The following is a 14397-nucleotide window of genomic DNA, read 5'->3' on the forward strand; positions in this document are numbered from 1 at the left end:
ATTTAATATGGGGGATTTATTCCATGAATCTTATAAATCAATGATTAAAAATAGGATGAAAGTGAATGACGATTCATCCTATTTATGGCTCAAATAGGATAATTGATACGTTTAAGTTAAAATATTTTTTTAAAAAATATTTGTAGTTATTGGTAGTAACGTCATATTTATGTTTAGTACTATCATTGCTTAAAGTTAAAGAATGATAAGTCATTGTTGCACGTCCAAACGATTGTGGTTGTGTAATAAGCAAATGTCGTACAAAAATAGAATGAGGATGGTGCTCATTGTAGCTTATTTTATCTTCAAAGTCTTTAATGCTTTGAGATTTTAAATGTGCTTCATAGAGTGTCATCCATTTATTTTGTCTAAGCTTCTGTAAAGCATATTGATTATCATTAATCCAAACAGCACGGTAAACTCCATTTTTATCATATGTTGGAATGAATTGTGTTTTAGAACCTATCTCGATAATACTTGTAGGTAAATCACCAAATCCAACATCAGTAATATAAAGTGTTCCTTCGATATTAACGTAAAGTGACATATGCGAACCTTCAGGACTACGTCCACCATTTGGTGTGTAAACTGTTGCCGCAGCACGAGTGACGTGGAAGCCTTTATGTTCTAAATACGTAGCAAACAAATGATTTAATTCATAGCAAAATCCGCCACGCCGTTGAATAACAATTTTATTGTATAAATCGTTGATATCGATTGAGATAGGAATCTTGTTTTGAACATTAATATTTTCAAACGGCACAGTTATCATAAAACGTCTTACATAGTAATTCAATGCTTCAAGAGAAGGGTTTGAATAATATGAATGCTTAATTTTTAGATAAGATTCAAACTTTTGTATATCCATTACTAATCATCCTTTATTTTTATATAAATCGATATTTTTTATTTTATAGTATATATAGATTACCATCATTTCTTTAGATTTAATATTAGTATGATAAATAATTAAATTGCATGTAATTGTTGACAAATTGTGAACATCGATGTAATATATTAATCAAATCAAACCAAAGTAGATAAGTGAATTATTCTTTTATGGCCTATTAAAATTATTTTTATAATTTTTATTTTTTTGAACAAAAATGGAAGCGCTTACCTTTGGTGGGAAGGAGATAGTTATGGAAGCAATCAAACCCATTTTTAGTAAAATTTTCGGATTTATACCACGTATGATTATTAATATTTTCATCTAACAAATTACCGACAAAAATTTCATTTTAAAATAAACAAATAGATAGAGGTGCTAATTGTGAAGACAAGACAAAATAAATACAGTATTCGTAAATTTAGCGTAGGTGCATCATCCATTCTGATTGCAGCATTATTATTTATGGGTGGAGGATCAGCTCAGGCTGCTGAGCAACAACAGGATAAAGGAACTGTTGAAAATAGCACAACACAATCTATTGGGGATGAAAATGAAAAGTTAAGTGAACAACAATCAACGCAAAATAAGAATGTTAATGAGAAAAGTAATGTTAATTCTATTACTGAAAATGAAAACTTACATAACGAAACACCAAAAAATGAGGATTTGATTCAGCAACAAAAAGATTCTCAAAATGACAATAAATCTGAATCTGTAGTTGAACAAAATAAAAAGAATGAAGCATTTGTTCAAAATCATTCTGAAGAGAAACCACAACAAGAACAAGTTGAACTGGAAAAGCATGCTAGTGAAAACAATCAAACTTTACACTCAAATGCAGCACAGTCCAATGAAGATGTGAAAACTAAACCTTCACAACTCGATAATACAACTGCCCAACAAAAAGACTCTCAAAAAGAGAATTTGAGTAAACAAGATACACAATCATCTAAAAATACTGATCTACTACGAGCAACAGGTCAAAATCAATCAAAAGATAGCCAATCAACAGAAGAGGTAAACAAAGAAGTAAATAACGACACTCAACAAGTGACTGCTAAGAAAGATGACGACAAAGTTGAAACATTTAATTTAAATAGTAAAGAGGAACCTCTTAAAGTTGACAAGCAAGCGAATCCAACTACAGATAAAGATAAATCTTCTAAAAATGATAAAGGGTCTCAAGATGGCCTAGCTAATTTAGAAAGTAATGCTGTTGCTACAACTAATAAACAGTCTAAGCAACAAGTGAGTGAAAAAAATGAGGATCAAACAAATAAATCAGCAAAACAAAAACAATATAAAAATAATGATCCAATTATTTTAGTACATGGTTTCAATGGATTTACAGACAATATTAACCCATCAGTACTAACGCATTATTGGGGTGGCGATAAAATGAATATTCGCCAAGATTTAGAAGAAAATGGATATGAGGCTTATGAAGCAAGTATAAGTGCATTTGGTAGTAACTATGACCGTGCTGTTGAGTTATATTACTACATCAAAGGCGGACGTGTTGACTATGGTGCAGCACACGCAGCTAAATATGGTCATGAGCGTTACGGTAAAACCTATGAAGGTGTTTATAAAGATTGGAAACCAGGTCAAAAAATACATTTAGTTGGTCATAGTATGGGTGGTCAAACAATTCGTCAATTAGAAGAGCTATTGAGACATGGTAATCCAGAAGAAGTTGAATATCAAAAACAACATGGTGGGGAAATTTCTCCATTATACCAAGGTGGCCACGATAATATGGTGTCATCTATTACAACACTCGGTACACCACATAATGGTACACATGCGTCAGACTTATTAGGTAACGAAGCGATTGTACGCCAACTTGTATATGACGTAGGTAAAATGTATGGTAATAAAGATTCACGTGTAGACTTTGGGTTAGAACACTGGGGATTAAAACAAAAACCAAATGAATCATATATTCAATATGTTAAACGTGTTCAAAATTCAAAACTGTGGAAATCAGAAGATAGTGGTTTACACGATTTAACACGCGATGGCGCAACAGATTTAAACCGAAAAACATCATTAAATCCTAATATTGTATATAAAACTTATACGGGCGAATCAACACATAAAACATTGGCAGGAAAACAAAAAGCTGATCTTAACATGTTCTTACCATTTACAATTACTGGTAACTTAATTGGAAAAGCTAAAGAGAAAGAATGGAGAGAAAATGATGGACTTGTTTCAGTCATTTCTTCACAACATCCATTTAATCAAAAATATGTTGAAGCTACAGATAAAAATCAAAAAGGTGTATGGCAAGTAACTCCAACAAAACATGACTGGGATCATGTGGACTTTGTAGGACAAGACAGTACAGATACTAAACGTACTAGAGATGAGTTACAACAGTTCTGGCACGGTCTTGCTGATGATTTAGTACAAAGTGAACAATTAACATCAACAAATAAATAAAATGATATAGGGTATAAACCTAATGTAATCTTATATAGATAGGAGTGAAATAAATGACAGGTGATTTCTTTCAATTATTAGGCTCTTTATACAGAGTATTAAAAAATTTATTTTCATAATGTAAAATTATAGTAAGAAAAAAATCCCTTATTCAAGTGTTTACATATATCGTAGCTTGAATAAGGGATATTTATGATGTTCAATTTAATCATCATAGCCAATATGCAAAAGAGCCTGAGACAAATAAATGCCTCAGGCTCTTTTATATATAGCGGAGGGAGAAGGATTTGAACCAACGCGAGCAAAAAGCTCCTACTAATCAGGAATGATTAGCCTCTTAAACCAGACTTGAGTATCCCTCCAAAATTTCAACAATTAGTATCATATAATATATAGAAGGTTTTGTAAAGTAGCAATTAGTTTTTCATTATAAACATGTAAATCGTCTTCATTAAGCTACTTAAAATATATATACAATTCGGACTGTGATTATCATTCAATCGACATTAATCACATACTACTACATTGTCCATACTACAATTAATTTTTAGGTAACTGTTTTAATTTCAGATCACCCAATCACCTTCAAATATTAAAATGAATTTAAAGATATTTACTGTCGAGTTATTTAAAAAATCATTTAATTATGATCAAACAGGAAAAAGAAAACGTATTATAAGAGGGTTCGTCAAAAAATCGACATTATTTCATGAATATTCAATTTTATTTATCAAAATTAAATCAATTCAATCAGACGTATTTAAACGTATGCTTTATATCAAGTCATCATAAATTGTCTTAATATTATTACATGAAAACAATATGAAAACTTATGAGATTAATATTTGAGGAAGATGAAAATTTGAAAACATACTCTTCACATTGAGACGAATTTTTTATAATATACCACTCATATTGATTTTTTGATATTACGAAAAGGGAGGAAATGCTCATGAAATATAATAAAATGTTGTTCATTATATTTATGATAGGAACATTTACAGTAGGAATGGCTGAATATGTAGTGACAGGCTTACTTACACAAATCGCTGACGATATGAAGGTTTCTGTTTCGAGTGCTGGCTTATTAATTAGTGTTTATGCTATTAGTGTTGCATTGATAGGTCCTTTAATGCGAATCATTACATTGAAAGTTCACGCCCATCGTCTGTTACCAATATTAGTTGCGATTTTTATAATAAGTAATATAGTGGGGATGCTTGCACCGAATTTTAATGTATTGTTATTATCAAGACTCATGTCTGCGGCAATGCATGCGCCATTCTTCGGTGTGTGTATGAGTGTTGCTGCGACAGTCGCACCTCCTGCTAAAAAAACACAGGCCATTGCACTTGTTCAGGCAGGTTTAACTATTGCTGTAATGTTAGGTGTACCATTCGGATCATTTTTAGGTGGCTTTGCAAATTGGAGAGTTGTTTTTGGATTCATGATTGTGTTGGCAATCATTACTATGTTAGGAATGATTAAATTTGTTCCCAACGTTTCTTTAAGTGCAGAAGCAAATATTAGCAAAGAATTAACAGTGTTTAAGAATCCACACATTTTAATTGTGATTGCCATTATTGTGTTTGGTTACTCTGGTGTGTTTACTACTTATACATTTATGGAGCCAATGATACGAGATTTTTCTCCATTTAAAATTGTAGGTTTAACTGTTTGTTTATTTATGTTTGGTTTAGGCGGTGTAATAGGGAATTTAATTACTGGTAATGTACCGGAAAATAAATTAACAAAAAATTTATACCTTACATTTCTTTTACTATTTTTAACAATCGTACTATTTGTTACTGTTATTCAAAATTCAATATTAGCATTAATCATTTGCTTCTTATTCGGTTTTGGTACATTTGGTACAACACCGTTACTTAATAGCAAAATTATCTTAAGTGCAAAAGAAGCACCACTTCTTGCAAGCACGTTAGCAGCTTCTATTTTCAATGTTGCTAATTTTCTTGGTGCAATTATTGGATCTATATTATTATCAGTAGGATTACCTTACATTCAAATTACTATGATATCTGGTGGGATTATAGTGTTGGGTATGCTTCTTAATCTTGTTAATCAACTTTATGAAAAGAAACATGTCACATTTAATGAATATTCATGATTATTAAAAAATCCTTATAGAAGTGTGGCGACACTTCTATAAGGATTTTTCTTTATACAATCAAACTTTTCAGCAATGATACTTTAATAGAAAGAGGGATTACTTAACAACATTGAAATCGATCACTTGTGGGATTTGAGATAAATCATTGTGAGATAAGTAATCTATTAACAATTGAGCACCTTCGATTTGAATATCTTTTATCACAGGTTTGTTAACATACATATCATAATTCCCACCACCAACAGCTCTATAATTATTTACGCATATTGTATATATTTGATCACTTTGTAGTGGTGCATCATTAATTTGCAAATCACTAACACGTTCACCGTAAGGATGACCAACATGAATTGTATATTGGATACCTGCAAATATGTCATAGTTGAAATGCTGAGGTTTAGGTTCTAGAAACTCTCTATTAACTGTGATTTTATGGTTAACAATGTCAAAATAACTTGCGCTTCGTTCAATTGCAAGTTTAATATCTTTTCCACTAAGTTCTATCACTTTAAAAGTATTAGGAAAAGGATAATTATTGATGATATCACGCATGGTTACTTTCTCATCAAAGCCATTTGCGGAATCAAATAGTGCTGTACATGCAATATCTGCACCACTTTTTTCTAGTAAAATATAATTAAGAAGGTTAACAAATGCATGCGGTGATTTTCTTGCCTCAAATGAATTGTTTATTCTCATAGCGTAGGGGAGTTCTGCGATTTGAGTATCAAGCCAATCTTCTAATTGATTACGTAAAACGATATCTTCGTCATTCGGCTTAAAGGAGGTATTGTTATGAACATTCATTAAGTTACATTCTTTAATTAATACTTTTTTATCATGCGTATATTCAATAACTATTTTTCCAACTTTTGTACCTTTTGAACCTGGTTGAATGATGGCTGTTTGGTTCTTGATTGTCGCAATATCACGATGTTGATGGCCGGTTATCAACACATCGATATTATCGCTAAACTGACTTAGAATATCATACCCTTCGTTTTCCCCAGTAAGCGCCTCAGTCGGGATGCCACTATCTAAATCACGTTCAAAGCCACCATGATAACTTACTACTACAATATCACTCTTTTCCCTAAGTGTAGGTAACTCAGATTTTAATGTTTGGACAGCACTGTTAAAAGTGAGTGTCTTAATGTATTCAGGTTGTTCCCAATGAGGGATATACTGAGTGGTTAAACCAATAGTTCCTATAGTTAAACCATTTACTTTAAAATAATGAATACCTTGGCCAGTGAATGGCTGTGTATTTTCAATTATATTTGCACACAAAACTGGGTAATGAAGTTGATTGATGGCCTGTTTTAGATAAGGTAAATCATAATTAAATTCATGATTGCCAACAGTTCCAAAATCAAACCCTAAACGATTATATATTGATGTTAATGGGAGACTACTCTTTAATTTAGATACTAAGTAGTTACATAATGGAGAACCTTGTAAGAAGTCTCCATTATCAATCTTTACACTGTCGTCATAGTGCACGCAGTCTTGCTCGATAAGATGATTGGCTTTTAACAACCCCATGGGTAAATCTTTTCCTCTTGATGAAAAATCTGTTGGGAATATAAAACCGTGGACATCACTAAGGATATAGAAAGCAATTTGAGACATTGAATTAACCTCCTCAAGTACGGGGAAGAGACATAGTTCTGTGATATATAAATTAAAAACAATGTCTCACTTTTCAACACTAAGTTATTATCGGTGTTAAAAATTTTCATTCATTTTTTGAGTTAATAGAATTTTTTTCCCTTGTTTAACACGAATATTAGCATCTTTAATTTCATCTGTCACTCTAGCTGTGAGTGTGATTGAGGCTTCACCCGCTCCATTTGTTTTAATTGATTGGCTAGGACTATAGCCGGGAGTATTGAATTGGTTACGGTTAGAAGAAAAGCTACCGATTTGCTTACCTCCATCTTTATAAAGTCCAACTCTTACATCGTTAATTGTGCTATTAGGCTCATATCCCGTGAGTTTGATTGTAAATTGAAATGGATGATGCGGTTGGATATTTTGAGGTAAAGTTAATTCAACTTTGCCATTTTGTTTTTGATAAGAAGAGCTTTTGTCATCTACTCTATCGTCTACCCCCCGTTGATCACTTCCATAACTCCCTTTTTTAAATGTTGAACGATCATACCATTTGTAGTCTTCTATTGGGTTAGTCCACGGTTCTTTTTGAGGTTCAATTGAATTCTCAGGTTGCTCAAAGTTAAGTAACGGTGTTTTATGATCAAGTTTAATACCCATGTCTTTCATAGAAGATTGAGATTCTTTTTTGCCTAGCCATGTTGTTAAATTATTTAATAACTTTCCATTATCTTGTTCTTTAAAACCATCGTACGTTTTTTTAGGTTTCCCATTATCTTCACGAAGATATTTAGGTGAACGATCTTCTACGAGAGAGCTATCACCAATAAATGCAGCTTTTCCTTTACCAATTTTTGAAATGGCTACATAAGGTCCTTCGTTGATGCCACCACCATTGTAAATACCTTGATCAACTGCGTGAGACCATTTTTGACTATGTGTTAAATGTTCGGGCATATAAATAATGCCTTTAGCTTTATTAGGATTAGTTATTGCTAATGTTGAACCTGAGTGCATTGAAACTGAGTGTACACCTTTAGTAATACCAAAACTATCTTTGCTTGAAACGATATTTTGAGTATTGATATCTCCAAGTGCATTATATCTAAAACGAACACCGAAGTTTTGTGAGAGCCAATCAGAACTCTTAACGTTATGCATAACGTTAGAATTTTTTTCTTCATTATTCATATCTTTAGTCATATTTTGGTATGCGCCACGTCGATAACCATTCATTGATTCTGAAGAATCAATACGGTTTAAATTACGATCGGCATTATAGTGGTCTGAGATGAAAATGACGCTACCACCATTTTTAACAAAATTAATGATTGCTTTCTGCTCATTTTCTTTAAATGGATTGTTAGCTTCGGGAATAACTAATACATGCGCCTGCTGTAAAGATTGATCAGAAATGTTTGATTTTCCTTCTAGTTCTTTAACTTGGTAACCTTGCTTTCTCATTGAATCTGCATAATCTGAGAAAGCGCCATCAATCACCCAATCGGCAGCGCCCGCAGTTTGAGCGTGAGAATTATCAAAAAGTACTGTTTGTTGTGTCTGATTTGTAGCAGTAGATTCTGTTGATGCAAATGTTGATGGAATCACAGTCACAGAAAGAACAGATGTAACTAGTATAGAACTTAAAGTTTTAAATATTTTCATCTCTATGATTACTCCTTATATAAAAGATGGAATTTTTAAAAAGTATAGTATAAAAGTATAGCGTATTGTGCTTGCTTAACATATTTTTTACAATTTCTTACGATTTATTATAAAAAATTTATAATTTTAATTAAAATTAAATACCCATCACTTATAAGATATGCTAATCTATAAATATAGTTTCAAAAATATACATATTACACCAATATTGATGTGAAGGGGACAGTAAGTAGAATGAAAAATCTTAAGTTTTTAGTGGTGCTTGTTTTATCGGTGGTTATTTTTGCAGCAGCCTGTGGGAATTCAAGTTCTTTGAATAATAATAAAAGTTCTGATAGCGGATCAGATTCAAAATCAGGTAGTTATACACCTAAAGAATTAACAGTACAATTTGTACCATCTCAAAATGCTGATACACTCGAAGCTAAGGCAAAACCGTTAGAAAAATTGTTGTCAGATAAATTAGGGATTCCGGTTAAAGTATCAGTTTCAACAAACTACAACACGATAGTTGAAGCGATGAAATCTAAGAAAGTGGATGTTGGTTTCTTGCCACCAACTGCATATACTTTAGCACACGATCAAAAGGCAGCGGATTTATTATTAAAGGCAGAACGTTACGACGTTAATGAAGATGGATCTCCAAGTAAAAAGTTAGTTGATGATTATAAATCAGAAATCCTTGTTAAAAAGGACTCTGGTATTAATAGTCTCAAAGATTTAAAAGGTAAAAAAATAGCATTACAAGATGTAACTTCTACAGCAGGATATACATTCCCTCTAGTAACATTAAAAAAAGAAGCTGGTATTGATGCAACAAAAGATATGAAGATAGTCAATGTTAAAGGACACGACCAAGCAGTTATTTCATTGTTAAATGGAGATGTGGATGCAGCAGCTGTATTTAATGATGCACGTACAGTTGTAAAAAAAGATCAACCAAATGTATTTAAAGATACTAAAATATTAAAACTCACTAAACCTATTCCTAATGATACGATTTCAGTACGTCCTGATATGGATAAAAAATTCCAAGATAAATTGAAAAAAGCTTTTAAAGAAATTTCTAAAACTAAAAAAGGTCATAAAATCATTAGCGAGGTATACTCTCATGAAGGTTATGTTGATACTAAAGATTCAGACTTTGATATCGTTAGACAATATGAAAAAGCTGTTCATGATATGAAATAAAATAAATTGAATGAATTATAAAAAGAAAAGCTAAGGGATTAAACGTGAAGGTTTGTAGACCTCTTGCCGTTTGAGTCTCATAGCTTTTCTTTATAAAAGAAGGGTGTTTGTTGATGAGTCAAATCGAATTTAAGGATGTTAGTAAAGTGTATCCAAATGGCCATGTGGGATTAAAAGACATTAACTTAAATATAGAAAAAGGTGATTTTGCAGTTATTGTTGGATTGTCTGGAGCAGGTAAATCAACATTACTACGATCGGTTAATCGGCTACATGATATTTCCAAAGGTGAAATTACTATCGAAGGTCAATCAATAACTAAAGCACGCGGTAAAAAATTATTAGAAATGCGTCGAAGTATAGGGATGATTTTTCAACATTTTAACTTAGTTAAGCGTTCAACAGTGCTTAGAAATGTTTTGAGTGGTAGGGTAGGATACCATCCTACTTGGAAAATGATACTTGGTCTTTTTCCTAAGGAAGATAAAGTCAAGGCAATGGATGCTTTAGAACGTGTCAACATTTTAGATAAATATGACCAACGCTCTGACCAGTTGTCAGGTGGCCAACAACAACGTATATCAATAGCTAGAGCGTTATGTCAGGAACCAACCATCATATTAGCAGACGAACCAGTTGCTTCATTAGATCCATTAACTACAAAACAAGTGATGGATGACTTAAAGAAAATCAATGAAGAACTAGGTATTACTATTTTGATTAATTTACACTTTGTAGATTTGGCAAAGGAATACGGCTCGAGAATAATTGGTTTAAGAGCGGGAGAGCTCGTTTATGATGGTCCCGCGTCTGAGGCAAATGATGAAGTATTTAATCATATATACGGTCGCTCTATTAAGGACGATGAAAAATTAGGGGTGGAATAAAGTGACGACACCAACAACGCATAAATATAATCGCTATTTAAATAAAAGGATGTCTCTTAAAACTAGCTTTTCAATTATTTTAATCACGGGTTTGATTATTTGGAGTTTTATTTATACTGGATTTAGCATTGGAGATTTAATGATAGGTCTTCCACAAATTGGCGTATTCTTCAAACAAATGATACCACCAGATTGGGGTTATCTAGATCATATTACACAACCAATGCTAGACACGATTCGTATGGCAATTGTCGGTACTTTTCTAGGAAGTATTGTCTCCATTCCAATAGCGCTACTATGTGCGAGTAATATTGTTCAAACTAAATGGATTGCGATACCATCACGTTTTGTTCTTAATATTGTACGCACAATACCTGATTTATTATTAGCTGCCGTATTTGTAGCCATATTTGGTATTGGACAAATTCCGGGTGTATTAGCACTTTTTGTTCTAACAATATGTATCATTGGTAAATTATTATATGAATCATTAGAAACAATTGATCCAGGACCTATGGAAGCTATGACAGCTGTAGGAGCTAATAAAGTGAAATGGATTGCATTTGGCGTTGTTCCTCAAGCACTTTCATCATTTATGTCATATGTGCTATTTGCTTTTGAAATTAACATTCGGGCATCAGCAGTTTTAGGTCTTGTTGGCGCAGGTGGTATTGGGTTGTTCTACGATCAAACGTTAGGATTATTTCAATATAAGAAGACAGCAATGATTATCCTGTTCACTCTAATCATTGTAGTTATTATTGACTATGTGAGTTCGAAAGTGAGGGAAAGATTAGCATGAATACGTTGGATAGTAAATATGAATTAAAATCAAAAAAACATCGTCAACGAATAATTAAAAATTGGATTATAGTCATTGTTGTTGCAGCTATAATTATATGGGCGTTTGCAGGGATTCCAGGCCTTGAACTTAAAAGTAAGTCTATTGAAATATTAAAGTCTATCTTTTACGGATTATTTCATCCAGATTTAAGTTACATATATATACCTGATGGTGAAGACTTACTTAGAGGTTTGCTGGAAACTTTTGCTATTGCAGTAATTGGCACGTTCATTGCATCAATTATATGTATTCCTTTTGCATTTTTAGGCGCTAAAAATATGATGAAATTACGACCAGTTACGGGTATAAGTAAATTCATATTAAGCATTATACGTGTGTTTCCTGAAATTGTAATGGCGTTAATATTTATTAAAGCTGTTGGACCGGGTTCGTTTTCAGGTGTACTTGCACTGGGGATTCATTCAGTCGGTATGTTAGGGAAACTTTTTGTTGAAGATATTGAAAGTTTAGATTTTAGCGCTGTAGAATCTTTAAAAGCGAGTGGAGCAAATAAAATGAAGACGTTAATGTTTGCTGTAATACCACAAATTTTACCATCGTTTATTTCACTTATTTTGTATCGATTTGAATTGAATTTACGTTCAGCCTCCATTTTAGGATTAATCGGCGCAGGTGGCATAGGTACACCATTAATTTTTGCTTTACAAACACGATCTTGGGACCGAGTGGGCATGATTCTAATTGGTTTGATTGCGATGGTTGCTTTAGTTGATTTAATATCTGGCGCGGTTCGTAAACGTATCGTTTAGTGCATTTATGGTGAAAGGATATGTTCATTGTCTAAAGCATTAATTGTTTTCATTTATTGGAATAAAAATTTTAATTTAAGACATACGGCATATTCATCATTTTAATTTTCGGTAGGAATGTATTCATGTTATAATTCTAAAATATAATAAAATTATTTAGAAAAATATTTTGTTGATAGTGTGTAATTATTTATAATAGAAATATAATAACATGTTCATAATTAAAAATTGATCAAACACTTACATCACGAATTAGACAACTTGAGGCTTATATCATGAAACAATTTTTAAACATCACTCAACGTAAATTTATCGAATGGTTGATTATCTTATCCATTTTTATGGTTAGCATTCCTAATAAATGGACATTAATGATATCTATCGCTTTATCTTTATTACTTCTTAAAAGAGGGGCGCTAGGTGTCGTTCAATTAATCATACTCTATATGCTCAGATCGCAGATATATACTCCCTTTGACACACTAGAGATGACGCATTACATAGTAAGTATGAAATATATCTTGACTTATGTCATTGGGGTATTTTTTCTATTTAAATATGTAAAAAATTGGATAAGAAATGAAATGATATTAAGGTTTATCAAATCTACTATGATTCTTATGCTACTTTATATCATAATGAGTTTAGTTGTATCTAACGATCCGATAGAATCTATTCTTAAATTGCTTAACTTCTTTATACCGCTAATTTTGATTGTTATGTATGTTAGTTTAATAAAAAAGATAAAAAATCTTATTAATTGGATTAATCAATTTATCACGCTAATGATTGTCTTTACTTTTTTACTTATAGTTATAGCGCCAAAATCATATTTAATTGATGGGGAATCACTTCGAAGTGTTTTCAAAGATGAACATTCATTCGCAATTATTCTTGCTATGGGACTAGTTTTATATATGGTAACAAAAATCAAACAACAAGATTATGATGTATTCAATTTATTATTGTTAAATATTGGAATGATAGAGCTCTATTTATCAAATTCTCGTCATATTTTTATATCTGTTATTTTATGTCTAATGCTTCTATTACCGTTATCTCACATGAAAAAGAGAATTAAACATCCCATAATTGGTGCTATGATACTAATGACAATTGCTATAATCAATCAACCATACATTTATCACCTTTTTATTAAACTAATCTTAAAAGGGAAGAATAGCCAGGAAGTCTTTATGCCGAGTGATATGAATATTAAAGCTATTGATTATGCGCTAACTGAGCATCCTTTTTTAGGAAGCGGTTTTGGTATACCGATGATAAAAGCGAGTTCAGAAATACAATACTTTAATGTAGAAACGAGTAATATCATCTTCGGTATGATTATCGTTACTGGAATAATAGGACTTACTTTATGTACGATATACATGCTTCATATGGTACTTTTAGTTACTTTTCCAATGGGTATAACTATTTTATTATTTTTAATCACTATCTTTGTTAATATGAATCATATTATTTTATTTGATTCCATGGGGCTAGGCATATTGTGTTATATATTTTGGGGAATATATTTAAAAGAAGGTATGTATCAATACAACAACGGACAATGGTAAATAACATTTTGTCTAAAGAAATTCATTAATCATTAATGTTAAAACTAACTTTATTTAAAGTTAGTTTTTTATTCGTTATCATACATAAATATACAAACGGAATTTTAAGTTTTTCTCAAATTATATTCATTTTGATTAGAATTTATATATATAATTAGTAACTAAATAGATAAAATTTAATTGAATTCAATATAATAATATGTTGGAATACAGGGAAATAACGCTATTTAATAGTAAATTAACCCTTTTGTCAACAGCTTTTCTTTGCACAATCGTTTAATATCTTTATATGTATAGTAATTTATTAAAACTAAGAAGTATTAGTTGCATTTTACATGTTCATAGTTATATACTTGTAAAAATGAATATTTTCGGTAT

At 31.5% G+C, this 14397-nt stretch carries 10 protein-coding genes and 1 tRNA gene; 7 read left to right on the forward strand and 4 right to left on the reverse strand.

Annotated features, from left to right (window positions below; all coding sequences use genetic code 11):
- Positions 1–82 precede the first annotated feature (82 nt).
- Positions 83–868, reverse strand: a complete 786-nt coding sequence (locus NST35_RS01035; RefSeq protein WP_002458064.1) for an arylamine N-acetyltransferase family protein — start codon at positions 866–868, stop codon at positions 83–85.
- Positions 869–1273: 405 nt separating this feature from the next.
- On the opposite strand from NST35_RS01035, the gene gehC reads away from it, so the two are divergent.
- Positions 1274–3340 (forward strand): YSIRK domain-containing triacylglycerol lipase GehC, encoded by a 2067-nt coding sequence (gene gehC / locus NST35_RS01040; RefSeq protein WP_002458063.1) that lies wholly within the window; start codon positions 1274–1276, stop codon positions 3338–3340.
- 272 nt (positions 3341–3612) lie between these two features.
- Here gehC and NST35_RS01045 read toward each other — a convergent pair.
- Positions 3613–3702: transfer RNA gene (locus tag NST35_RS01045), tRNA-Arg, on the reverse strand.
- A gap of 590 nt (positions 3703–4292) precedes the next feature.
- Between NST35_RS01045 and NST35_RS01050 the strand changes: the two genes are divergently transcribed.
- Positions 4293–5468, forward strand: a complete 1176-nt coding sequence (locus NST35_RS01050; RefSeq protein WP_002458061.1) for an MFS transporter — start codon at positions 4293–4295, stop codon at positions 5466–5468.
- 99 nt (positions 5469–5567) lie between these two features.
- Here the strand turns inward: NST35_RS01050 and NST35_RS01055 are convergent, their stop codons facing one another.
- Together NST35_RS01055 and NST35_RS01060 are read right to left on the reverse strand one after the other, a co-directional pair.
- Entirely contained in the window at positions 5568–7103 is a 1536-nt protein-coding gene (locus NST35_RS01055; RefSeq protein ID WP_002458060.1) for a bifunctional metallophosphatase/5'-nucleotidase, read from the reverse strand.
- A gap of 96 nt (positions 7104–7199) precedes the next feature.
- On the reverse strand, positions 7200–8750 hold the full coding sequence (locus NST35_RS01060) for a Gldg family protein (protein WP_002458059.1): 1551 nt from the start codon (positions 8748–8750) through the stop codon (positions 7200–7202).
- 234 nt (positions 8751–8984) lie between these two features.
- Here NST35_RS01060 and NST35_RS01065 point away from each other — a divergent pair, with 234 nt between their 5' ends.
- The 5 genes from NST35_RS01065 to NST35_RS01085 all read left to right on the forward strand — a co-directional run bounded on the left by NST35_RS01065 (position 8985) and on the right by NST35_RS01085 (position 14019).
- Positions 8985–9941, forward strand: a complete 957-nt coding sequence (locus tag NST35_RS01065) for a phosphate/phosphite/phosphonate ABC transporter substrate-binding protein (protein WP_002458058.1) — start codon at positions 8985–8987, stop codon at positions 9939–9941.
- A 113-nt stretch (positions 9942–10054) separates the two neighbouring features.
- Positions 10055–10828, forward strand: a complete 774-nt coding sequence (gene phnC, locus NST35_RS01070) for a phosphonate ABC transporter ATP-binding protein (RefSeq protein WP_002458057.1) — start codon at positions 10055–10057, stop codon at positions 10826–10828.
- Between the two features lie 49 nt (positions 10829–10877).
- Complete coding sequence (gene phnE, locus NST35_RS01075) at positions 10878–11630, forward strand: phosphonate ABC transporter, permease protein PhnE (protein WP_162832815.1); 753 nt, start codon at positions 10878–10880, stop codon at positions 11628–11630.
- A complete protein-coding gene (phnE, locus tag NST35_RS01080; RefSeq protein ID WP_002476085.1) occupies positions 11627–12442 on the forward strand; it encodes a phosphonate ABC transporter, permease protein PhnE in 816 nt (271 codons plus the stop codon). Before phnE (NST35_RS01075) ends, phnE (NST35_RS01080) begins: the two co-directional genes overlap by 4 nt.
- 275 nt (positions 12443–12717) lie before the next feature.
- A complete protein-coding gene (locus NST35_RS01085) occupies positions 12718–14019 on the forward strand; it encodes a hypothetical protein (protein ID WP_340747229.1) in 1302 nt (433 codons plus the stop codon).
- Positions 14020–14397 lie beyond the last annotated feature (378 nt).

The organism is Staphylococcus sp. FSL W8-0304 (genome assembly GCF_038006565.1).
Lineage (GTDB): Bacteria > Bacillota > Bacilli > Staphylococcales > Staphylococcaceae > Staphylococcus > Staphylococcus epidermidis.

What these genes read in the sequence shown, in the direction of transcription:
- NST35_RS01035 (WP_002458064.1), bottom strand. Translation starts at nt 868, where the DNA reads ATGGATATACAAAAGTTTGAATCTTATCTAAAAATTAAGCATTCATAT.
- NST35_RS01050 (WP_002458061.1), top strand. Translation starts at nt 4,293, where the DNA reads ATGAAATATAATAAAATGTTGTTCATTATATTTATGATAGGAACATTT.
- NST35_RS01055 (WP_002458060.1), bottom strand. Translation starts at nt 7,103, where the DNA reads ATGTCTCAAATTGCTTTCTATATCCTTAGTGATGTCCACGGTTTTATA.
- NST35_RS01060 (WP_002458059.1), bottom strand. Translation starts at nt 8,750, where the DNA reads ATGAAAATATTTAAAACTTTAAGTTCTATACTAGTTACATCTGTTCTT.
- NST35_RS01065 (WP_002458058.1), top strand. Translation starts at nt 8,985, where the DNA reads ATGAAAAATCTTAAGTTTTTAGTGGTGCTTGTTTTATCGGTGGTTATT.
- phnC (WP_002458057.1), top strand. Translation starts at nt 10,055, where the DNA reads ATGAGTCAAATCGAATTTAAGGATGTTAGTAAAGTGTATCCAAATGGC.
- phnE (WP_162832815.1), top strand. Translation starts at nt 10,878, where the DNA reads ATGTCTCTTAAAACTAGCTTTTCAATTATTTTAATCACGGGTTTGATT.
- phnE (WP_002476085.1), top strand. Translation starts at nt 11,627, where the DNA reads ATGAATACGTTGGATAGTAAATATGAATTAAAATCAAAAAAACATCGT.
- NST35_RS01085 (WP_340747229.1), top strand. Translation starts at nt 12,718, where the DNA reads ATGAAACAATTTTTAAACATCACTCAACGTAAATTTATCGAATGGTTG.